This is a genomic window from Agromyces sp. S2-1-8 (genome assembly GCF_021129215.1).
Taxonomy (GTDB): Bacteria; Actinomycetota; Actinomycetes; order Actinomycetales; family Microbacteriaceae; genus Agromyces; species Agromyces chromiiresistens.
In genome coordinates, this window is the sequence record NZ_JAJOLP010000001.1 from 2,660,283 (window position 1) to 2,680,542 (window position 20,260).

The 20,260-nt window shown below is 68.6% G+C and carries 21 protein-coding genes; 12 read left to right on the plus strand and 9 right to left on the minus strand.

Annotation, left to right across the window (positions count from 1 at the left end):
• The first annotated feature begins 55 nt into the window (after window positions 1-55).
• Genes tatA through lnt form a run of 4 tightly spaced genes read left to right on the plus strand, consistent with a single transcriptional unit; the run spans window position 56 to window position 5,119 of the window.
• Window positions 56-274 carry a twin-arginine translocase TatA/TatE family subunit gene (gene tatA / locus LR269_RS12135; RefSeq protein ID WP_231431034.1) on the plus strand — a complete coding sequence of 73 codons (219 nt, stop codon included), beginning with the start codon at window positions 56-58 and terminating at the stop codon, window positions 272-274.
• A gap of 50 nt (window positions 275-324) precedes the next feature.
• Window positions 325-1,083 (plus strand): twin-arginine translocase subunit TatC, encoded by a 759-nt coding sequence (gene tatC, locus LR269_RS12140; RefSeq protein WP_231432333.1) that lies wholly within the window; start codon window positions 325-327, stop codon window positions 1,081-1,083.
• Window positions 1,084-1,112: 29 nt separating this feature from the next.
• Window positions 1,113-3,539: an RNA helicase gene (locus tag LR269_RS12145; RefSeq protein WP_231431035.1), complete on the plus strand. Its 2,427-nt coding sequence runs from the start codon at window positions 1,113-1,115 to the stop codon at window positions 3,537-3,539.
• Window positions 3,540-3,562: 23 nt separating this feature from the next.
• The gene (gene lnt, locus LR269_RS12150) at window positions 3,563-5,119 is read left to right on the plus strand and encodes an apolipoprotein N-acyltransferase (RefSeq protein ID WP_231431036.1); all 1,557 of its coding nucleotides are present in this window, start codon (window positions 3,563-3,565) and stop codon (window positions 5,117-5,119) included.
• Here the strand turns inward: lnt and LR269_RS12155 are convergent.
• From LR269_RS12155 to LR269_RS12170, 4 genes are all read right to left on the minus strand, one after another.
• Window positions 5,116-5,481 carry an RNA polymerase-binding protein RbpA gene (locus tag LR269_RS12155; protein WP_231431037.1) on the minus strand — a complete coding sequence of 122 codons (366 nt, stop codon included), beginning with the start codon at window positions 5,479-5,481 and terminating at the stop codon, window positions 5,116-5,118. The genes lnt and LR269_RS12155 overlap by 4 nt on opposite strands.
• A gap of 84 nt (window positions 5,482-5,565) precedes the next feature.
• Entirely contained in the window at window positions 5,566-6,321 is a 756-nt protein-coding gene (locus LR269_RS12160; RefSeq protein WP_231431038.1) for a glycerophosphodiester phosphodiesterase family protein, read from the minus strand.
• 8 nt (window positions 6,322-6,329) lie between these two features.
• Window positions 6,330-7,313 carry an SPFH domain-containing protein gene (locus LR269_RS12165; protein ID WP_231431039.1) on the minus strand — a complete coding sequence of 328 codons (984 nt, stop codon included), beginning with the start codon at window positions 7,311-7,313 and terminating at the stop codon, window positions 6,330-6,332.
• Window positions 7,310-7,777 (minus strand): NfeD family protein, encoded by a 468-nt coding sequence (locus LR269_RS12170; RefSeq protein WP_308191675.1) that lies wholly within the window; start codon window positions 7,775-7,777, stop codon window positions 7,310-7,312. Before LR269_RS12170 ends, LR269_RS12165 begins: the two co-directional genes overlap by 4 nt.
• 138 nt (window positions 7,778-7,915) lie before the next feature.
• Between LR269_RS12170 and LR269_RS12175 the strand changes: the two genes are divergently transcribed.
• Entirely contained in the window at window positions 7,916-8,683 is a 768-nt protein-coding gene (locus LR269_RS12175; protein ID WP_231431041.1) for an SDR family oxidoreductase, read from the plus strand.
• Window positions 8,684-8,777: 94 nt separating this feature from the next.
• Here the strand turns inward: LR269_RS12175 and LR269_RS12180 are convergent, their stop codons facing one another.
• A complete protein-coding gene (locus LR269_RS12180; protein ID WP_231431042.1) occupies window positions 8,778-9,380 on the minus strand; it encodes an HdeD family acid-resistance protein in 603 nt (200 codons plus the stop codon).
• A 210-nt stretch (window positions 9,381-9,590) separates the two neighbouring features.
• Between LR269_RS12180 and LR269_RS12185 the strand changes: the two genes are divergently transcribed.
• Entirely contained in the window at window positions 9,591-11,966 is a 2,376-nt protein-coding gene (locus LR269_RS12185) for an excinuclease ABC subunit UvrA (RefSeq protein WP_231431043.1), read from the plus strand.
• 27 nt (window positions 11,967-11,993) lie between these two features.
• Window positions 11,994-12,659, plus strand: a complete 666-nt coding sequence (locus tag LR269_RS12190) for a pentapeptide repeat-containing protein (RefSeq protein ID WP_231431044.1) — start codon at window positions 11,994-11,996, stop codon at window positions 12,657-12,659.
• Between the two features lie 63 nt (window positions 12,660-12,722).
• Here the strand turns inward: LR269_RS12190 and LR269_RS12195 are convergent, their stop codons facing one another.
• Both LR269_RS12195 and LR269_RS12200 read right to left on the minus strand, forming a co-directional pair.
• Window positions 12,723-13,712 carry a hypothetical protein gene (locus LR269_RS12195; RefSeq protein WP_231431045.1) on the minus strand — a complete coding sequence of 330 codons (990 nt, stop codon included), beginning with the start codon at window positions 13,710-13,712 and terminating at the stop codon, window positions 12,723-12,725.
• Complete coding sequence (locus LR269_RS12200) at window positions 13,705-14,190, minus strand: hypothetical protein (protein ID WP_231431046.1); 486 nt, start codon at window positions 14,188-14,190, stop codon at window positions 13,705-13,707. The genes LR269_RS12195 and LR269_RS12200 overlap by 8 nt, the downstream gene beginning before the upstream one ends.
• Window positions 14,191-14,261: 71 nt before the next feature.
• Between LR269_RS12200 and LR269_RS12205 the strand changes: the two genes are divergently transcribed.
• Window positions 14,262-14,702, plus strand: coding sequence for a MarR family winged helix-turn-helix transcriptional regulator (locus LR269_RS12205; protein WP_231431047.1), 441 nt, complete (start codon window positions 14,262-14,264; stop codon window positions 14,700-14,702).
• A 183-nt stretch (window positions 14,703-14,885) separates the two neighbouring features.
• Here the strand turns inward: LR269_RS12205 and LR269_RS12210 are convergent, their stop codons facing one another.
• Window positions 14,886-15,452 (minus strand): hypothetical protein, encoded by a 567-nt coding sequence (locus LR269_RS12210; RefSeq protein ID WP_231431048.1) that lies wholly within the window; start codon window positions 15,450-15,452, stop codon window positions 14,886-14,888.
• A gap of 427 nt (window positions 15,453-15,879) precedes the next feature.
• Between LR269_RS12210 and LR269_RS12215 the strand changes: the two genes are divergently transcribed.
• The 4 genes from LR269_RS12215 to LR269_RS12230 all read left to right on the plus strand — a co-directional run bounded on the left by LR269_RS12215 (window position 15,880) and on the right by LR269_RS12230 (window position 19,714).
• Window positions 15,880-16,407, plus strand: coding sequence for a hypothetical protein (locus LR269_RS12215; RefSeq protein WP_231431049.1), 528 nt, complete (start codon window positions 15,880-15,882; stop codon window positions 16,405-16,407).
• A gap of 98 nt (window positions 16,408-16,505) precedes the next feature.
• Window positions 16,506-16,937 (plus strand): hypothetical protein, encoded by a 432-nt coding sequence (locus tag LR269_RS12220; RefSeq protein ID WP_231431050.1) that lies wholly within the window; start codon window positions 16,506-16,508, stop codon window positions 16,935-16,937.
• Window positions 16,938-17,081: 144 nt separating this feature from the next.
• Complete coding sequence (locus tag LR269_RS12225) at window positions 17,082-19,358, plus strand: LuxR family transcriptional regulator (protein ID WP_231431051.1); 2,277 nt, start codon at window positions 17,082-17,084, stop codon at window positions 19,356-19,358.
• Between the two features lie 14 nt (window positions 19,359-19,372).
• Entirely contained in the window at window positions 19,373-19,714 is a 342-nt protein-coding gene (locus LR269_RS12230) for a YciI family protein (protein ID WP_231431052.1), read from the plus strand.
• 34 nt (window positions 19,715-19,748) lie between these two features.
• On the opposite strand, the gene LR269_RS12235 is transcribed toward LR269_RS12230, so the two are convergent.
• Window positions 19,749-20,225 carry a GNAT family N-acetyltransferase gene (locus LR269_RS12235; RefSeq protein WP_231431053.1) on the minus strand — a complete coding sequence of 159 codons (477 nt, stop codon included), beginning with the start codon at window positions 20,223-20,225 and terminating at the stop codon, window positions 19,749-19,751.
• Window positions 20,226-20,260: the final 35 nt, after the last annotated feature.

Below are 20,260 nucleotides of genomic sequence, written 5' to 3' on the forward strand. Positions count from 1 at the left end.
AAACCTCCGGCAGGTAGACTGTCGCCAACATCCCCCGAGAAACGGACGAAAACCTATGTGGCAAGGCTTCACCGGTTGGCACGCGCTGATCATCCTCGTGGTCATCCTGCTGCTGTTCGGCGCCCCCAAGCTTCCGGCGCTCGCCCGCAGCCTCGGGCAGTCGATGAAGATTCTCAAGACCGAGGTGCGCTCCGACAAGGGCGACGGCGACGCTGCCGCCGCCGGTGACGACACGCCGAAGTCCGAGGAGTCGGATTCCGGCAAGAGCGCCTGATACAGATGACCGCGGTGAAAGATCGCGGGGAGAAGAACCGCGAGAAGCGGATGTCTCTGGCCGCGCACCTCGTCGAGTTGCGCAAGCGCCTCTTCATCTCGGCGATCGCGATCGTCGTCGGCATGGTCGCCGGATGGGTGCTGACCGATCTCTACGTCTGGGACGCGATCCAGCAGCCGGTCGTGCGCGTCGCAGAGGCGCAGGGGCACAGCGCAGAGACCGCGATCGTCTTCCCGACGATCTCGAGCGCGTTCGACCTGCGCCTGCAGATCGCGTTCACCCTCGGCCTCGTGATCTCGAGCCCGGTGTGGCTGTACCAGATCTTCGCCTTCCTCGTACCGGGGCTCAATCAGAAGGAGCGCCGCTTCACGCTCGCGTTCTTCGCGACGGCGATCCCGCTCTTCTTCGCGGGCTGCGCGGCCGGCTGGTTCGTGCTGCCGAACATCGTCAAGCTCATGACGAGCTTCGTGCCAGAAGGGGCGATGTCGCTGCTGACGGCGAAGGAGTACATCGACTTCGTCCTGAAGCTCGTGATCGCGATCGGCGTCGCCTTCGTGGTACCGGTCTTCATCGTGCTGCTGAACTTCGCCGGCGTCATCAGCGCGGCGGCGATCATCAAGTCGTGGCGCGTCGCGATCCTCGTGATCGTGCTGTTCACCGCCATCGCGACGCCGTCGGCCGACGTGGTCTCGATGTTCATGCTCGCCATCCCGATGATCGTGCTGTACTTCGCCGCCTGGTTCATCGCGAACCTGCACGACAAGCGCGTCGCACGTCGCAACATCGCCGAGTTCGGCGAAGCGGTCTGAGGTTCGTCGCTGTCTAGGCTGGAGGGGTGATGAGCCTCTCGCCGGCCGAGCGCTACGCGCGGTCGCGCCAACAACGACGGCAGCCGCGGCTCGCCGACTTCGCCGCTTCGATGCGATTCGACCTCGACCCGTTCCAGGCGGCGGCCTGCGCGGCGCTCGACGAGGGGCGCAGCGTGCTCGTCGCCGCTCCGACGGGTGCGGGCAAGACCGTGGTCGCCGAGTTCGCCGTGCACCTCGCCATGCAGGAGCGCGGCGAGAAGGTCTTCTACACGACCCCGATCAAGGCGCTCTCGAACCAGAAGTACCAGGAGTTCTGCGACACCTGGGGGGCCGACCAGGTCGGGCTCCTGACGGGCGACACCAACGTGAACTCGGGCGCGCGCATCGTCGTCATGACGACCGAGGTGCTGCGCAACATGCTCTACGCCGACTCGCCGCTGCTCGACCGCCTCGCGTACGTCGTGATGGACGAGGTGCACTACCTCGCCGACCGGTTCCGCGGCGCCGTCTGGGAGGAGGTCATCATCCACCTCCCCGAGGAGGTGCGCCTCGTCTCGCTGAGCGCGACCGTGTCGAACGCGGAGGAATTCGGCGACTGGCTCCAGGCGGTGCGCGGCGACACCGAGGTGATCGTCTCCGAAGACCGCCCGGTGCCGCTCGAACAGCACGTGCTCGTGCGTTCGAAGCTCGTCGAGCTGTTCGATTCGTCGGGCCAGGCCGCCACCCACCGGGTGAATCCCGAACTGAAGCAACTGGCGCGGGCCGGCGGCCGGTCGCTCGGGCAGCGTTCGGCCCGCGGGCGCCGGGGCGGCGATCGCGGCCGGTTCCACCAGGCCCAGCAGGGCGGTCGGCTCGATCGGCCCGAGGTCGTCGCGTTGCTGCAGGGCAAGAACCTGCTCCCCGCGATCGTGTTCATCTTCTCCCGTGCGGGCTGCGATCAGGCAGTACGCCAGGTGCTCCGCTCCGGCATCCGGCTCACCGCGGGACACGAGCGCGCCGAGATCCGCGCCATCGTCGAAGAACGGGCGAGGATGCTTCGCGACGAGGACCTCGCGGTGCTGGGGTACTGGGACTGGCTCGAAGGGCTCGAGCGCGGCGTCGCCGCGCACCACGCGGGCATGCTGCCGGCGTTCAAGGAGATCGTCGAGGAGCTCTTCCAGAAGAAGCTGCTGAAGGTCGTGTTCGCGACCGAGACGCTCGCTCTCGGCGTCAACATGCCGGCTCGTTCGGTGGTGCTCGAGAAGCTCGACAAGTTCAACGGCGAGGCCCGAGTGCCGATCACTCCGGGGGAGTACACCCAGCTCACGGGCCGTGCCGGCCGGCGCGGTATCGACATCGAAGGCCACTCCGTCATCCAGTGGGTCGACGGCCTCGACCCCGAGTCGGTCGCGGCGCTCGCCTCCCGACGCAGCTATCCGCTCAACTCGAGCTTCCGTCCGACGTACAACATGGCGGTGAACCTGATCGACCAATTCGGTCGTGAGCGCACCCGGCAGATCCTCGAGCTCTCGTTCGCGCAGTTCCAGGCCGACCGCGCGGTCGTCGACCTCGCCCGCACCCTGCGGAAGCAGGAGGAGTCGATGTCGGGCTACGACGAGGCGATGCGTTGCCATCTCGGCGACTTCGCCGAGTACGCGGGCATCCGCCGTGAGATCGGCCGGCTCGAGCGCCAGTCCTCGAAGGGCAACCCGACGCACGCCGAGCGCGAGCGGTTGCAGCGAGAGCTCGCCGACGCGCGCAAGCGCCTGCGCGCCCACCCCTGTCACGGCTGCGCCGAGCGCGAGTCGCACGCGCGCTGGGCGGAGCGGTGGTGGCGCCTCAAGCAGGAGCACGACGATCTCTCCCGGCAGATCCGCAGCCGGACGGGGCAGGTCGCCAAGCGGTTCGATCGGGTGTCCGAGGTGCTCACCGCGCTCGGCTATCTCGAGGTCGACGGCGACGGCCGCCTCGTCTCGACGTCGGCCGGACGCGTCCTCAAGCGGATCTACGGCGAACGCGACCTGCTCGTCGCCGAGTGCCTGCGCCTCGGGCTCTGGGACGGCCTCGACGTCGCGGGCATCGCCGCGATGGCCGCCTCCCTCGTCTACGAGCCCCGACGAGACGACCGCGGGGTCGAGTACCGGCTGCCGCGACGCGGCTTCCGCGAGGCGTTCGACAAGACGCTCGACGTGTGGAGCGCGCTCGACGACCTCGAACGCGATCATCGCCTGCCGTCGAGCGAGCAGCCGTCACCCGCGCTCGCCTCGGCGATGCACGGCTGGGCCCGGGGCGGTGCGCTCGCGGGCGTGCTCGAAGACACCGAGCTCGCGGCCGGCGACTTCGTGCGGCTCACGAAGCAGGTGATCGACCTGCTCGACCAGATCTCGATCGTCGCCGACGCCGAGCTCGCCGCCACGGCACGCTCCGCCATCGATGCGGTACGACGCGGTGTCGTCGCCTACGGCACGGTCGCCTGATCCGAGTCGCCTAGGCTGATCTGGTGCCATCCACCCCTGCACGACGCCTGCTTCCGCTGCCGCTGTGGGCAGCCGTCATCGTCGCCGCGGTCGGCGGATTCGTCTACGACCTCGGGTTCCCCGACGTGTCGGCCTGGCCCCTCGCGTTCGCGGGCATCGCGCTCGCCCTCCTGCCGCTCATCGGCCGAAGCGCGTGGAGCGCCGCGCTCGTCGGCTTCGTCTTCGGACTCGCCTTCTACCTGCCGCACGTCTCGTGGACCTCGCTCTACCTCGGGCCGATCCCGTGGCTCGCGCTCTCGATCTTCGAATCGTTCTTCATGGCCGGCGGCGCCGTGCTCATCGCGCTCGCGTACCGCTGGGTGCCGCGGGCGAGCGACTCGCGATGGACGAGGCTCGTCTGGCTGCCGCTGCTCGTGTCGGGGCTCTGGATCGTGCGCGAGACCGCCGCGGGCACGATGCCGTACGGCGGCTTCCCCTGGGGTCGCGCCGCGCTGAGCCAGTCGCAGAGTCCGTTCGCCGAGGTCGTCGCCTGGATCGGCTCGACCGGACTCGGATTCGTGATGGTCGCGCTGGTGGCCGGTGTCATCGAGTGGGTGCGCCTGCGGGGCTGGCGCGACCTGCGTACGGCCATCCCCGTCGTCGCGCTGCTGATCGTCGCGGTGATGGCTCCCGCCTTTCCGACGACCGCCTCGGGAGAGCTCCGGGTCGCGAGCGTGCAGGGCAACGGACCGTCCGGGTACTTCGACGAACGTCAGCCCGGCGACGTGCTCGCCGCACAGCTCGAGGCGACGGAGCCGATCCTCGACGAGGAGGGCATCGATGTCCTGCTCTGGCCGGAGGGCGGGTCCGACCTCGACCCCACGCGGAGCCCGGCGACCGCGGGGATCTTCGACACGCTCGGGCGTCGCCTCGACGCGCCGATCGTGTTGAACACGGTGACGACGCGGGGCGACGAGTTCTTCAACACGTCGATCCTCTGGCGCAGCGGCGAAGGCGCGGTCGACAGCTACGACAAGCGCCACCCCGTGCCCTTCGGCGAGTACATCCCCGATCGCTGGTTCTACGACGCGATCGTGCCCGACCTCACGGGGCTCGTGCAGCGGGGATACTCGCCCGGCGTGAACGCCCCCGTCTTCGACCTCGGCGACGCCGTCGCGGGTCTCGCGATCTGCTTCGACGTGATCTACGACGAGGTGATCTGGCAGGGAGCCCGTGACGGCGCCGAGCTCTACATGTTCCAGACGAACAATGCCGACTTCAGGGGAACCGACGAGAATCAGCAGCAGCTCGCGATCGCGCGACTCCGTGCGATCGAGACGGGTCGGTCCGTCGTGAACATCTCGACGGTCGGCACCAGCCAGGTGATCGATCCGTCGGGGCGCACGATCGACGCACTCCCGGCTTACGAGGCCGGGGCGATGGTCACCGACGTCGAACTGCGTCGCGGCTTGACGCCGTCGGTCGTGCTCGGCTCATGGGTGGCGATCGTGATCGTCGCCGGGGCGATCATCGGGCTCATCGCAGCCGGCGTCATGGCGCGACAGCGCACCGCGCGACCCGAACCCGTCGAGCAGGACTAGGCGCCGACCTTCTGGCCGCCGCGACGCGCGCGCAGGTACTGGAGGCGCTCCTCGAGCAGCTCTTCGAGTTCGGGGATGGTGCGACGCTCGAGCAGCATGTCCCAATGCGTGCGGGCGATCTTCTCACCCGATCGGTCGATCTCGACCGGCTTCGAGTCGACGAGCAGCACGGCCGAGGCACCGCAGTGGCGGCACTCCCACGTCTCGGGGATCTCGGCCTCGGTCGAGAAGACCATCGTCGTGTCACGGCCGCAGGTCTCGCACTGGTAGGTGTACTCGGCGCGGTCGGCGAACACCACGCCGTCTTCGCTCTGCAGGCTCTGCGCACCGATTCGCATGCCCCGAAGGCTCCGATCCGCCATGGCGTTCTCCTCTCGATCGTCTGACAGTCTCAACGATCAAGCTGGGCGTTCCCTTTCCGAAGCCTGAGGTTTCGCGGGGAATTCTCAGCTTCGGCCGGCGATGACGCGGAGTGCGATGTCGGCGCGGTCGGTCACGATGCCGTCGACGCCGAGGTCGAGGAGGCGCACCATGTCGTCGGCCTCGTTCACCGTCCACACGTGGACCTCGGCGCCGAGCGCGTGCGCGGCATCGACGAGCCGCCGGGTGACGAGGCGGATCGGTCCGGTGCGTTCGGGGATCTGCAGCGCCCGTGCGCCGTGGAGCGCCCGCGCGGCGAGGGAGGAGGAGCGCAGCGACGCCGCAGCGCGGAATGCGAGGACGCCCGCGGCGCCGACGGAGGTGACGGCGCCGGGAACGAGCCGGGCGAGCCTGCGGCGTCGACGCTCGGAGAAGCTCGTCACGAGCACGCGCGACGCCGCGCCCGTGCGGGCGATGGCCGAGACGGTGCCGTCGACAGAGCGCTCGTCCTTCACGTCGATGTTGAAGCGACCGTCGGGAAACGCATCGAGCGCGTCCTCCAGCGAAGGGAAACCCTGGCCGTGGCCGAGGTCGATCCGTCGCAACTCGGCCATCGTGAGCTGCCCCACCGCCACGTCGCGACCCGCGACACGCGAGAGGGACGCGTCGTGGGCGATGACCGCCGCACCGTCGTGCGTCGCCCGGACATCGGTCTCGAGGTGCCCCGCGCCGGCGGAGATCGCCGCGGCGAACGCGAGGAGGGTGTTCTCGGGTGCATCCAGCGCCAGTCCGCGGTGCGCGAGCACGCGGGGCACGGCCCCGTCGAAGTAGTCGGAGGCCACGCCCGGCCTCACGCCTGCGGGAACGATCCCGACGGCGGGCGGGGCTCGCCGGTCGACGGGGCGGCAGGCGGTTGCTGAGCCGCACCGGGCACCTGCTGGGCGCCGGCGGCCGGGGGAGTGAAGGCGCGGCCGATGCCCTTCAGCGCCTCGGTGAGCTCGCTCGGAATGACCCACAGCTTGTTTGCGTCGCCCTGTGCGAGCTGCGGCAGCATCTGCAGGTACTGGTAGCCGAGCAGCTTCGGGTCGGGGTCGCCCTTGTGGATCGCATCGAAGACCGTGAGGATCGCCTCCGCCTCGCCCTGCGCGCGCAGGACGGCGGCCTTGGCATCGCCCTCGGCCTCGAGGATCGCAGCCTGCCGCGCGCCCTCGGCGGTGAGGATCGCAGACTGCTTCGTGCCCTCCGCGGTGAGGATGAGCGCACGGCGGTCGCGCTCCGCGCGCATCTGCTTCTCCATCGAGTCCTGGATGGAGACGGGCGGGTCGATCGCCTTGAGCTCGACCCGCGAGACGCGGATGCCCCACTTGCCGGTGGCTTCGTCGAGCACGACGCGCAGCTGGCCGTTGATGTTGTCGCGCGAGGTGAGCGCCTCTTCGAGGTTGAGGCCGCCGACGACGTTGCGCAGCGTCGTCGTCGTGAGCTGCTCGACCGCACCCAGGTAGTTGGCGATCTCGTACGTCGCGGCACGGGCGTCGGTCACCTGGAAGTACACGACCGTGTCGATCGAGACGACGAGGTTGTCTTCGGTGATGACCGGCTGCGGTGGGAACGACACGACCGTCTCGCGCATGTCGACGAGCGGCCGCAGCCGGTCGATGAACGGCACGAGCAGGTTCAGGCCGGGCGTGAGCGTCTTGTGATAGCGCCCGAGGCGCTCGACGATGCCCGCGTAGGCCTGGGGGATGATCCTGATCGATCGCGCGATGACGACGATGACGAAGATGACGATCGCGATGACGACGATCGTCACGATGATCGTGGGCAGGTCGATCACTCGGGGGTGCTCCTCTCAACCGGCACGACGACCGCCGTCGCGCCATCGATGCCGGTCACGAGCACCCGCCCGCCCACCGGCACGTCGACCTGCTCGGTCGCGGGCGAGAGCCGCGCCGTCCAGGTCTCGCCGTTCTGCAGCCGAACCTGACCGCCCGCGTCGCCGACGGTCTGCACCACGGTCCCTTCGGCCCCGATGAGGGCGTCGACGTTGCTGCGTGCCGGGTCGCCGCCACGTCGGAGCGCCCGCAGCAGCGGCGGGCGCAGCACGAGCATGAGCGCCACCGCCACCACCGCGGCGATGATGAACTGCGCCCACCACGGAATGCCGAACAGACCCGACAGCAGGCCCGCGACGCTGCCGAGGGCCAGCATCAGGAAAGTCATCTCGAGGGTGAACACCTCGATCGTGGCGAATGCCAGGATCAGCACCAGCCAGACGATCCACGCGTACTGGGTCAGCACATCCAAATCGGGTCTCCTTCGCACGCGGTCGGCTCATTCCGAAACTAGCAGTGCCGGGCTCGGCATGGGGGAGTTGATAGTCTCGGTTCGGCCGCGCCGCGTCGTCTTCGCGGTGCCAAGACCTCGAGGAGCCTCCCCGTGACCAATCCACTCGCCCCCGGCTCGCTGGCCGGCCGCGTCGCCCTCGTGACGGGCTCGTCGCGCGGCATCGGCGCCGACACCGCCCGCTACCTCGCAGCGGCCGGCGCATCGGTCGTCGTCAACTACCGCAGCAAGGCGCCTCGCGCCGAGAAGGTGGTCGCCGAGATCGTGGCAGGCGGCGGCACCGCGATCGCGATCGGCGCCGATCTGACCGACCCCGAGTCGGTCGCGGCGATGTTCGAGCGCACCGTTGCAGAGCTCGGGCCGATCGACGTGCTCGTGCTCAACGCGTCGGGCGGCATGGAGACCGGCCTCGGCGAGGACTATGCGATGCGCCTCAATCGCGACGCGCAGGTCAACGTCGTGGAGGGCGCGCTGCCGCACCTGGCCGACGGGGCCCGCATCGTCTTCGTCACGAGCCACCAGGCGCACTTCATCCGCACGACGCCGACGATGCCCGAGTACGAGCCCGTCGCCCTCTCGAAGCGCGCCGGCGAAGACGCGCTCCGCGCCAAGCTGCCCGAGTTCGAGGCGGCGGGCGTCGAGTTCGTCGTCGTGTCGGGCGACATGATCGAGGGAACCATCACGGCGACGCTCCTCGAGCGCGCGAACCCCGGCGCGATCGACGCCCGCAAGCAGGACGCCGGCCGTCTCTACAACGTCGCCGAGTTCGCCGCAGAGGTCGCGTCGGCCGTCGTCGAGCCCGTCCCCGCCGAGAACACGCGCTACGTCGGCGACATCTCGGGCTTCGCCAAAGAGGCCTGAGCCCAGCTCGACCGCCACGGCGGAGACGAAGAAGGCCGGCCCCGAGTCATCCCGGGGCCGGCCTTCTTCTGCGCGGCAGAGCCGCCCGTTCGGTTCAGGCGGCCGTGACGCCGCGCCCGAAGGTGAACGCGCGCACGATCTGGATGATGCCGAGCACGATGAGGCTGATGCCGATGATCCACCACAGCACGACGACGTAGAGCGGCGAGAACAGCAGCACGATGCCCGCGAGGATGCTCAGGATGCCGAAGAAGATCGCCCAGCCCTTCGACGGCGCGTCTCCGAGCTGCGCGAGCGCGACGATGCCCTCGACGATCCAGAGGACACCGATCAGGATGCCGAGGAAGATGCCGAGCACGACCGCGCTCTCGGTGGGGTTCGCCACGGCGAAGATGCCGCCGATGATGAACAGGATGCCGAGGATGATGTCGAGCGCCCTCGCACCACCCGAGATGCCCTTCGAGAAGATGCCGAGCCCGAGGTAGGCGATGCCCGCGATGAGCAGGTAGATGCCGAGGATGATGGTGAGCACCACGGCCGAGTCCTTCGGCCAGAACGTGATCATGAGCCCGACGATGAGCGCGACGGCGCCGCTGATGCCGAGCGTCGTGCGGACGGTGTTGATGGCCGACTTCGACAGCTCGGCGGCATCGAGCGAGAACGTGGCGAAGAAGCCGGTCGGCTGTGTGGAAGACATGGCATGTCCTTTCTGAGGGTGAACCGTGCCCGCCAAGGCTATTGCCGAACCCCGCCTGAGTATCGGATGTGAACGCGCGCGTCGCGATGCGACGAACTACGACCGTGTCGTAGGCGCACCGGTCAGGAATCGAGAAGCACCGGGGTGGATGCCGCAGCTAGCGTGACCGGTATGTGCCTCATCGTTCGCGCCCGTGAGAATCTAGACCACATGGCCACCGAGACGACCGTTCCGAATCCCGCCGACCGCCATGAGCTCATCAGCGTGCGCGGCGCCCGGGAGAACAACCTCAAGAACGTCGACATCGACCTGCCGAAACGACGGCTGACGGTCTTCACGGGCGTGTCGGGGTCGGGCAAGAGCTCGCTCGTCTTCGACACCATCGCCGCGGAGTCCCGACGACTGATCGACGAGACCTACAGCGCCTTCGTGCAGGGCTTCATGCCGTCGGTTCCGCGACCCGACGTCGACGTGCTCGAGGGTCTGACGACGGCGATCCTCGTCGACCAGGAGCGGCTCGGCGCCAACCCCCGGTCGACCGTCGGCACGGTGACGGATGCGAACGCCATGCTGCGGATCCTCTTCTCCAAGCTGGGCGAACCGTACATCGGCGGGCCGACTGCGTTCTCGTTCAACATCCCCACGCAGAAGGCGAGCGGGGTGATGACCGGCCCGCACGGCGAGAAGAAGATCGTCAAGGACGTGATCTACCTCGGCGGCATGTGCCCGCGATGCGAGGGCCGGGGCGCCGTGTCGGATCTCGACCTCGCGCAGATCGTCGACGAGTCGAAGTCGCTCGACGAGGGCGCGATCATGGTGCCCGGCTACACCGCCGACGGCTGGATGGTGAAGGGCTTCTCGCAGTCCGGCTTCTACCCGGCCGACAAGCCGATCGCGCAGTTCACCGAGAAGCAGCGGCACCTCTTCCTCTACGGCGAGGTCACCAAGGTCAAGATCAGCGGCATCAACATGACCTACGAAGGCCTCATCCCGAAGATCACCAAGTCGATGCTGTCGAAGGACCTCGACGCCCTGCAGCCGCACATCCGCGCCTTCGTCGAGCGGGTGGCGACGTTCGCGAGATGCCCGGAGTGCGACGGCACCCGGCTCACCGAGGGCGCGCGCTCGTCGAAGATCGACGGCGTCAGCATCGCCGACGCGTGCCGCATGCAGGTGACCGACCTCGCCGAGTGGGTGCGCGGCCTCGACAAGCCGGGCGCGGGCCCACTGCTCGAGGCGCTGAGCGCGAACCTCGACGCGTTCGTGACCCTCGGGCTCGGCTACCTCAGCCTCGAGCGCCCGTCGGGCACGCTGTCGGGCGGCGAGGCGCAGCGCATCAAGATGCTGCGTCACCTCGGGTCGTCGCTCACCGACGTCACCTACGTGTTCGACGAACCCACGATCGGGCTGCACCCGCACGACATCCAGCGCATGAACACGCTGCTGCTGCGGCTGCGTGACAAGGGCAACACCGTGCTCGTCGTCGAGCACAAGCCCGAGACGATCGCCATCGGCGATCACGTCGTCGACCTCGGCCCCGGCGCGGGCAGCGGCGGGGGAGAGATCTGCTTCGAGGGATCGGTCGACGGGCTCAAGGCGAGCGGCACCCTCACCGGCCGGCATCTCGACGACCGCGCGTCGCTCAAGGCGGAGGTTCGCTCGGCGCGCGGCGCGATCGAGGTGCGCGGCGCCGACGCGAACAACCTCGACGATGTCGACGTCGACATCCCGCTCGGCGTGCTGACCGTCGTCACCGGCGTGGCGGGCTCGGGCAAGAGCTCGCTCATCCACGGCTCGGTGTCGCGACGGGACGGCGTCGTGTCGATCGACCAGGGCGCGATCAAGGGCTCACGACGAAGCAACCCGGCGACGTACACGGGTCTGCTCGAGCCCATCCGCAAGGCCTTCGCGAAGGCGAACGGCGTGAAGCCCGCGCTCTTCAGCGCGAACTCCGAGGGCGCGTGTCCGAGCTGCAAGGGATCGGGCGTCATCGTCACCGAGCTCGGCTTCATGGACACGATCGAGACGCCCTGCGAGGACTGCGGCGGCAAGCGGTTCCAGGCCGGGGTGCTCGAGTACAAGCTCGGAGGGCTCGACATCACCGAGGTGCTCGACCTGCCGGTGGCGCAGGCACGGGTGTTCTTCTCCGACGGCGAGGCGAAGATCCCGGCGGCGGCGAAGATCCTCGGTCGCCTCGAGGACGTGGGCCTCGGCTACCTCACGCTCGGCCAACCGCTCTCCACGCTCTCGGGCGGCGAGCGGCAGCGGGTCAAGCTCGCGATCGCGATGGGGGAGGAGGGCGACGTCTACGTGCTCGACGAACCGACCACCGGTCTCCACCTCGCCGACGTCGAGAACTTGCTGGGCCTCCTCGACCGCCTGGTCGACTCGGGCAAGTCGGTGATCGTGATCGAGCACCACCAGGCCGTGATGGCGCACGCCGACTGGATCATCGATCTCGGTCCCGGCGCCGGTCACGACGGCGGGCGGATCGTGTTCGAGGGCGTTCCCGCCGATCTCGTCGCCGCCCGTTCGACCCTGACCGGCGAACACCTCGCGGACTACGTCGGCGCCGAGGCATCCTGATTCGTCTTCGTTCGGAGAGGAGCGGCCGTGGCGTCGAAGGCCAGGCATCCCGTCGCGCCGCGCGTCGACCCGGTCCTGCTCGGTGAGCTCGACGACGGTCACGAGAGCGAGCTGGTCGCCGGCGCGGTCGTCGAGGCGCGACGGTTCAGCGGGCTCGACCTCGCCGAACGGGATCTCGGCGGCCTGCGTCTGACCGAGTGCGAGCTGACCGGCGTCGCCGCCCATGAGACGCGCCTTCGCGCGGCCGCCTTCTCGGAGGTCGTGATCGAGCGGCTCGAGGCACCGGTGCTCAGGGCCCCGCTGGCCGAATTGCGCGACGTCTCGTTCATGTCATCGCGACTCGGATCGGTCGAGTTCCACGACGACCGATGGCGGGCGGTGCGGTTCGTGGGCTGCAAGCTCGGCTACGTGAACCTTCGCGGTGCCGAGATCCGTGATGTCCTGTTCACCGATTGCACGATCGATGAGCTCGACCTCGTCAACGCGCAGGCCGAGCGGGTGGCCTTCGAGGGCTGCGACCTGCGCTCGCTCGACGTCACCGGGGCGAGGCTGCGCGATGTCGACCTGCGCGGCCTCGAGCTCGCCGTGATCGACGGCATCGGCGGCCTCAGCGGTGCGACGATCGACTCGATGCAGGCGGCCCTGCTCGCGCCCCACCTGGCACGACACCTGGGCATCCGAGTGGACGACTGACGGATCGGCACGCGGGGGAGCGGGCGACACTCAGCCACTCCGGTTCCGGCTGCGAGCCCCGGCTCAGACGCCGAGACCCTCGATGTGCTGCTCGAGCTCGTCGAGTTCGCGGGCGATCGATTCCGCGCTGCCGCGGCGGAACCGTCGCAGCTGCATCGCGAGCACGGCGTCGGCCGCGGTCTCGGAGCAGCCGAGTGCTTCGCCGATGCTGCGGCGCGCCGCTTCGTCGGAGGCCGCATCGGCGACGATGCGGAGGATCGTCTCGGCGTCGGTTTGGGTGGCGATCATGGCGCGAAGCATCTGACGTCGCTCGTCCAGGTGGTCACGTGGCACGGGCGGCGGGCGGCGGGGCGCATGTCGGGCTCGCTGGCGCTCGATCAGCGCGGCGTCGAGATCGATCGGCAACGGCGCCGCCGTGCGAAGGCCGAGGCTGACGAGCCAGGCATGCACCTCGTACCGACCGGCCTGGAAGTCGTCCCAGTCGGCGGACCCGATGTTCACCCGCACTCGCGCGTACTCGCCCGGGTCGAGCGCGAACGCTGCATCCGGGCGCCCGACGTAGCCGAAGGAAACGCCGCCGGCGGTGACACCCTGTCGGGAGACCGTGCCGGCGACGTGGAAGTCGTCGCCGGTCGGGTGCCATCGTGCGTCGCCTTCGTTGACGATGTCGATCACGAGCTCGTCGATGTCGGGCTCGGTGCGCATCGTCTCGGGCCAGCGCAGCACGAGGCCGCCGCGCCGCTCGCGTCGGCTCGGCCGGAGCGGGAAGACGTCGGGGTGGACCGATGCCTGTCCGCCCCGCATCGGCTCGGCGGGAAGGTTCGCAATCGACCACGTCGCTGCTGCGGAGTCGGCCGGAGCACCGAGGAGCACGGCGCCGCCGTCTCGCCGAAGCACGCGCCAACCCTCGTGCGGCGCCGCGGCAGGAAGGTCGACGGGTTCGCTCCATCCGAGCGAGGAGAGGAGCGCGTCGAAACGCTCACCCTGCTTCGCGAGCACATCGGGATGGACTCCGACATGGGCGAGTTGCGGGAAGTCGTCGGAGTCATCCATTGTTCGAGCGTGCCATACGCACGGAGGCGCGCGCCGCTGCCTTCTCGGGACCTTCGCGATCGTCCTCGCGATTCGGTTGCTGCCGAGGCATCCGCCGCCAGACCCAGACTGTCAAGGCGACGCTGAGCAGGATCACTACCACACCGAGCGGCACGTGCAGCGCCACGAGGGACCGGAACCCCGCGAACGCCTGCAGCGACATGAGCGCGAGGAGCCCGATCGTCGCGGCGATCGGCCACCGCGGCGCACGACTCAGTGCGCGGGCGAGGATCGTCGCGAGGATCGCGACCATCAGCGCGACGCCCGACACCGTCGCCATCTCACGGTGCAATCCGAATGCGACAGGCACGCCGCCCATGAACAGGCCCGCCGACACGGCCTGCCCGAACAGCAAGACCGAGGTGAGGGCGAGCGAGAAGCGGAGCAGCGTCAGGGGCCACAGACGGTCGTGGCCGGAACCGTCATCGAGTCGGGACATGCTCCGCAGCCTATCAACTGGATCCATTTGGATCTATTGCATTTGGATCTCCTTCGGGGGAGACTCGAACTATGAGCGAAGCGGGGGCGCGCGCCGCCATCGAGGTCGGACTGCTGTTCCACCAGGTGTACACGGCCGCGACGCAACGCCTGAACGCCGCCCTGCAACCGCTGGATCTCACGACGCGGCACGCGTCGGTCATGTTCATGATCCGAGACGGCGTGAAGACGCAGCGCGACCTCGTGGCGCGGCTCAGCACCGACAAGACGGGCATGGTGCGAACCGTCGACGATCTCGAGCGGCTCGGCTATGTCACCAGGGTGCCGTCGTCGACAGATCGGCGCGTGACGATTCTCAACCTGACGGACGACGGCGACCGAGCCCTGAAGGCCGTGCAGCAACAGACGAGCACCGTGGCCGGGGAGCTGTTCACGGCCGTCGATACGGCCGAGCTCGAATCGCTGAGGTCGGTGCTGTCACGCATGCTGACCGGCCTGGCGCCGCGGGACTGAAGCCCGACGGCCATGCTGCTCCGTATTGCGCCGATAATGCACATTATGTCGGAATGAGACAGTTCTGGTGAAGCAGACCACCTACCCGTGGCGCATCCTGTGCGCTCAGTCGCGACATCTCATGGTCGGTGTGCTCCTGCGCGGGAATGAGCATCGCGCGGCGACTTCGATGAAGACGGACGGCTACTCGACCACTACGACGTAGGCGTCGTGGGATCCCGCCCAGTCAGTAGCCGCCGTGACCATCGCGTCGAGGTCGCTGCTCCCTGCCAGCCCGGTCCCGCCGGATTCGTCGACGGAGGAGACCGTGCCCCAGGCGCCGAAGCCCCAATAGACGATGACGACGGTGCGATCAAACTGGTTCGCATATGAGGTTGCCACCTCACGGATGCTTCTCATGCCCGCCATGGGCGCAAACTCGTCGTCGGTCTGCGCCTGAGCCGCGCCGGGCGCCGCGTCGGCGACGATCTGGTCAATGACGGGCTGCGGGAGGGGCTCTCCGGGTGTCACAACAATGACGCTGCCATCGTGAAGGGTGATGTCGCGGGGTGCGTTCCTCGCGAGTACCTGCTTCTCGAACTCAGAGAGCTCGCCATCCTCATCCGTGTCGCCTTCGATCGCTGCTGGGGCTGCGTTCGGGGTCGTGTCGGTGTCGGGCAGCGACGAGGCGTCCACAGCGGTACAGCCGGTGAGCAGGAGAAGGGTCAGCAGCGCGGTGAGGGCGACGCGGCCAGTCGGGGTCTTCATCATTCGGCGAATCTATCGTCCGGACCAACTCTGCAAGCCGAGCGGCGCAAATCAGAGGGTTCCAGGCGATCACGATTCCCGTCTGACACGCCCGCGCTACCGACGCGATGTCGGGCACCAAACGCTTCTGGTGCGAGCTTTGTGGAAAGCGGTTGAGTGACTTCACCATCAGAGGAAGCCCCAGTGCAGCAGATGCACGATTCGGATGCTGCGCCACTTCCCCACCTGGGTGGTTTGTGTTCCTAGCGAACTGTCGCCTTTGGACCTCTCGCTGAGTGAGGCATTCTCATGAGCATCGGTTCCGCGCGACGTTATCGAGATCCAACGCGATCCGCTGAGGCCTTCTTCCCTCGCGCGGTCGGCCCTCCCCATCTACTCCCCCATGGCCTGCCGGGCGCACGACTCCCCCGTCGAGTTCGCTCATGCGCCCGTGCTCATCGTCGTCGTACTGTCCGTCAACCGTGACGAAGTCGCGGACCGTGAGGGTGGGCATGAGATCACGCTGAACCAGCGCACCGACACGACCGCCGGCGGTCACCGTGACATCCGCTCGACACCAGCCAGGCGTGTCCGACAATCCGGAAGCCGCGATTGGCACGTCTGCGAGGATTACCGCGTGCGCTATCTGACGATCGAGATTCCGGTGCGGTTGTGGCAACGCGTTGACGGGTGCGTCGACAACTCGATGGCCGTCGACGCGGTCGACGGGATCACGGAGACCGTGATCGCTGGTTCCTGCATCCGCGACGCGGGATGGCGCGCGTCGGCCGCCTCTGAGGCTCAGCGTGACTCGTACGGATGGCCGCCTCGCGAGCATCTGCTGGTCATCACACTGCGACTCGCGCATTGGGAATGGGTGCTGTCCCAGTTGGACCGGTGGGAACCGTACGCGACCGACGGCATGCAGGACGACGCCGAGGTTCGAGCGATCATCAGCACCGCGCTCACTGCCGGATAGCTCGACGGGTTCGAGCACGCTGGGGCGCTTCGATGACAGGATTGCCGAATCCGCTCCGCTTGGAGCCCTGGACACCGTCGATGAGCACTGGGAGTCAGATGAAGACATCGGAACCGGCGGTCACCGCGCGACGTATCACCATCTCGGTCGTGCTCGGCGTCGCCGCTGCCGTCCTCATCGCGTTCTGGTTGATGCATGTCGCGGTGAGCCATCTGTTCGTCACGGAGGGAAGTGCGCCACCCGCATCGTTCGGCCCGGCGATCCCAGAGGGCGCGACGCTTCTCACCAGTGAGAAGAACTGCGCGTCCGGTGGGTGCTGGACGGAACTCAACATCGATCCACCCGAGGGCCAGTCGGCACGACAGCTCGCGGAGGACATGGGGATCGAGTCCGAACGGTGCACGCTCTCGCCGACCCTCAACCTGCTTTCGGTGTGCGTTGCGTCCGAATTGGGGCCCGCGTCGGACTGGACGAATTCACGCCTGCTCGTCTCCCTCCGATACTGGTCGCCCATCGGGTCCGCTCTGTAGCAGGCAGCCGAATGCCCCACAACGACCCCGTCCGTGTGGCGCACGCGTGGCGCGGCACCGCCCCGTGGATCGGTAGTATCTGAATCCGACGCAGCGCCTCGGGCGCGAGTTCACTGCTGACGTTGGTCGATGGGGAGACGAGAGATGGCGGCCGCTGAGCGCGAACTCAAGGAACTGATCCTCGAGGTCAAGACCACTGGTCCTGACTTCGACCCCAGCTTCGTGCGCCGCGAGAACCTCATCGGCAACGTGCGCTCCGGGCCCGCCAGGCTGGTCACCGTCACGGCGCCCGCAGGTTACGGGAAGACCTCGTTCCTCGCCGAATGGCTCCAGCTCGAGGACCGAGCCACCGGTTGGCTCACCTTGAGCGGCGGCGACGACGATCCCGCCGCGCTCATCCGGCTCCTGACCCATGCCTGCTCGTCCTTCACCCCGGTCGCGGCATCGCTCGAGGAGCAGGTCTCGACGGCCGATCGTGGCGTGCTGGGCCGGATCGCACCGGTGCTCGCGCGCGCCCTCTCCCGATGCGATCAGCGGTTCGTGCTGTTCCTCGACGACACCCACGCACTCACCTCCCTCGACGCGATCGACGCGCTCAACGTCGTGCTGACGGGCGTACCGGCGGGGTCGCAGGTCGTGCTGGCGAGCCGCCACCGCCCCGCCGCATTCGCGCGCGGACGTGTGGCGTCGTCCGCGGCTCACGTCACCGCCGAGGACCTCCGGATCGACCTCTCGGGAGCAGCCAGGATCGCCGAGGTCGCCGGTGCAGAGGTCTCCCCCGAGACGCTCACGAGCTGGGTCGAGCAGAGCGGCGGGTGGGCGGCGGGCCTGCACATGTGCGCGCTCCTGTCGCGGAGCCGGCCGCTGGACTCGATCGGCGGCCAGGATCTGCTCGCCGACTACCTCTACCGCGAATGCATGCGGGAACTGCCCGACGACATCCGCCGGTTCCTCGTCTCCGTCTCGATCCTGCGACCGCTCGTTCCCGCGATGTGCGACGCGGTGCTCGAACGCTCCGACTCCGCGAGCATTCTCCGAGATCTCGAAGCGCGTCAGCTGTTCATCACTGCGGATCCCCAGCGTCGCTCCTATCGGTTGCATCCGCTGTTCGCCGAGTACCTGCAGGCTGAACTCCATCTCGACGCCGGGCCGACCGTTCGCGGCCTGCACATGAGGGCGGCTGCCTGGTGCCACGAGCAGGGCCTGCTTCCGGAAGCGATCAACCACGCGATCGCGGGAGGCGACTTCGCGACGGCGTCCTCGCTCGTGGCGCTCGCAGCCCTGAACACCTACACCGCAGGCGAAACCACGACCCTCGGCCGGTGGATCAGCCAGATCGGCGATGCCAACCTCCTCGCGAACCCCTTCGCCGTGGTGGTCGTCACGTGGTACTCGCTGCTCTCCGGCACCGACGCCGCCGCCCAGAAGTGGGCGTCGCTGCTCGGCAGCATGCCCGACGATGCCCCGCGGGTCGATGGCATCGATCTCGTGTCGGCGAAAGCCATGGTCCGGGCCATCACGATGAAGCACGGAATGCGCGCGGCCCTCGAGGACGCGGAGTTCGCAGTCCGGGCCGAACCCGTCGAGAGCCCGTGGCGCGATCCCGCGCTCCAGATCCTGGGGAGCACCCTGCTCCACACCGGGCACGAGGGCCGTGCCCGCGAGGTGCTGATGGAGGCCATCCACACGGCCGAGGCCCATGGCAACCCCGCGACGATCGTGATGTGCGAGGTCGAACTCGCTCAGCTCGCCATCGACGGCGGCGACTGGGCGGCGGCCGACGCGCACGTGCAGCGGGCGCTCGACGCGATCCAGACGGGCAACATCGACGGGTACATCATGTGCGCATACGCGCATGCCGCTGCGGCCTACACCGCACTGCACGCTGGTCGCCGGAGCGCCGGTGAGAAGTTCCTCTCGCTGGCGATGTCCGAGCGCGGCCGTTGCATGGGCGCGGTCCCCCTGATCAGCATCCCCACGAGGCTCTTCCTGATTCACGCGAACCTGCAGGTGGGCGACATCGAGGCCGCGCGGATGCTGTCGCGTGAGATCGATGAGATCCTGCCGCCGCGTGATGGCCGCGAGGCCCTGGATGCGCGCGTGGCGGCGGCCGCGCGCGCCGTCGACGAGCGGGAGCGTCTCGGCCGACATGCTCCGTCGACCGCACTCACGGTCGCCGAGCAGCGCGTCCTCCCCTATCTCCAGACCTACCTCACCCAGGCGGAGATCGCGAAGCGCCTCTATGTCTCGAGGAACACCGTCAGCAGCCACGTGTCCGCGATCTTCCGCAAGCTCGATGCATCGAGCAGGGCTGAGGCGGTGGAGACCGCATCCACGCTCGGGCTGCTCGGCGGCCTGCAGACCGCCTCGTTCGAAGAGCATTCGTCGATCCGGAGTGTCTCGAGCTCCGTCAGGCGATGAGAGGAGTCGAACCGATGACGAAGTACCTGATCTCATTCCCCAGCGCCGCAATGGTGCTCGAGGAGGGCGAGCTGCAGGCCGTCGGGGATGCCGCGCACGCGGTCGTGCAGGAGGCGAAGGACGCCGGAGTCTGGGTCTTCGGGGGCGGCATCGACGAGAGTCTGCCGCCGGTGATGGTCGCGGCCGACGGAACGGTGACCGAGGGCACCTATCCGCAGACGACGCAGCTCGAGGGCGGGTACTCGGTGCTCGAGCTCCCCTCCTACGAGTCGGCGCTGGAATGGGCTGCGAAGATCGCGACGGCATGCCGATGCGCCCAGGAGGTGCGTGCGTTCCAGTACGACCCGTCGAGCTAGCACCCGACGGGGACGACGGGCGGCCGACCGCTACTCACCACGTCTTGCGCATCTGCTGCGTCACCACGTCGTAGCCGGCCGAGGCGTACAGCGAGATCGCCGCCGTGTTGCGCCCGAACACGTTCAACTCCAGGGCCTCCGCGCCGGCGGCTCTCGTCGCGTGTTCGACGGCTTCGAGGAGGGCTCGCCCGAGTCCGGTCCCCCGGCGGGTTTCCAGGATCTCGATGTCGTAGAGGAATGCGACGCCCGGCGCGCCTCGCGGGTGGTCGAGGCCGACCCAGGCGCGACCGACGGGTTCGTCATGGTCGTCGATGCCGCGAAGGATGAGCATGCGCGCGGTCTCGAGACCGTCGGGAAGCAGCCGGGCATTCTCCTCGATGGCCCGCTGCACGGCGCCTTCGCGGGGCCAGCGGCCCGCCTCGACCTGCTCCTCGGCGTACTCCCCCGCGATCGCGAGCTGCCATTCGTCGAACTCGGTCCGGGTCATCGGACGCACCGTCACTGTCGTCATCCAGCCATGCTGGCACGGTGCGGCGACGATGCGCG

What these genes read in the sequence shown, in the direction of transcription:
- LR269_RS12225 (WP_231431051.1), top strand. Translation starts at nt 17,082, where the DNA reads ATGGCGGCCGCTGAGCGCGAACTCAAGGAACTGATCCTCGAGGTCAAG.
- LR269_RS12210 (WP_231431048.1), bottom strand. Translation starts at nt 15,452, where the DNA reads ATGATGAAGACCCCGACTGGCCGCGTCGCCCTCACCGCGCTGCTGACC.
- LR269_RS12195 (WP_231431045.1), bottom strand. Translation starts at nt 13,712, where the DNA reads ATGGATGACTCCGACGACTTCCCGCAACTCGCCCATGTCGGAGTCCAT.
- LR269_RS12205 (WP_231431047.1), top strand. Translation starts at nt 14,262, where the DNA reads ATGAGCGAAGCGGGGGCGCGCGCCGCCATCGAGGTCGGACTGCTGTTC.
- LR269_RS12155 (WP_231431037.1), bottom strand. Translation starts at nt 5,481, where the DNA reads ATGGCGGATCGGAGCCTTCGGGGCATGCGAATCGGTGCGCAGAGCCTG.
- tatA (WP_231431034.1), top strand. Translation starts at nt 56, where the DNA reads ATGTGGCAAGGCTTCACCGGTTGGCACGCGCTGATCATCCTCGTGGTC.
- LR269_RS12185 (WP_231431043.1), top strand. Translation starts at nt 9,591, where the DNA reads ATGGCCACCGAGACGACCGTTCCGAATCCCGCCGACCGCCATGAGCTC.
- tatC (WP_231432333.1), top strand. Translation starts at nt 325, where the DNA reads ATGTCTCTGGCCGCGCACCTCGTCGAGTTGCGCAAGCGCCTCTTCATC.
- LR269_RS12145 (WP_231431035.1), top strand. Translation starts at nt 1,113, where the DNA reads ATGAGCCTCTCGCCGGCCGAGCGCTACGCGCGGTCGCGCCAACAACGA.
- LR269_RS12235 (WP_231431053.1), bottom strand. Translation starts at nt 20,225, where the DNA reads ATGACGACAGTGACGGTGCGTCCGATGACCCGGACCGAGTTCGACGAA.
- LR269_RS12200 (WP_231431046.1), bottom strand. Translation starts at nt 14,190, where the DNA reads ATGTCCCGACTCGATGACGGTTCCGGCCACGACCGTCTGTGGCCCCTG.
- LR269_RS12230 (WP_231431052.1), top strand. Translation starts at nt 19,373, where the DNA reads ATGACGAAGTACCTGATCTCATTCCCCAGCGCCGCAATGGTGCTCGAG.
- LR269_RS12180 (WP_231431042.1), bottom strand. Translation starts at nt 9,380, where the DNA reads ATGTCTTCCACACAGCCGACCGGCTTCTTCGCCACGTTCTCGCTCGAT.
- LR269_RS12220 (WP_231431050.1), top strand. Translation starts at nt 16,506, where the DNA reads ATGAAGACATCGGAACCGGCGGTCACCGCGCGACGTATCACCATCTCG.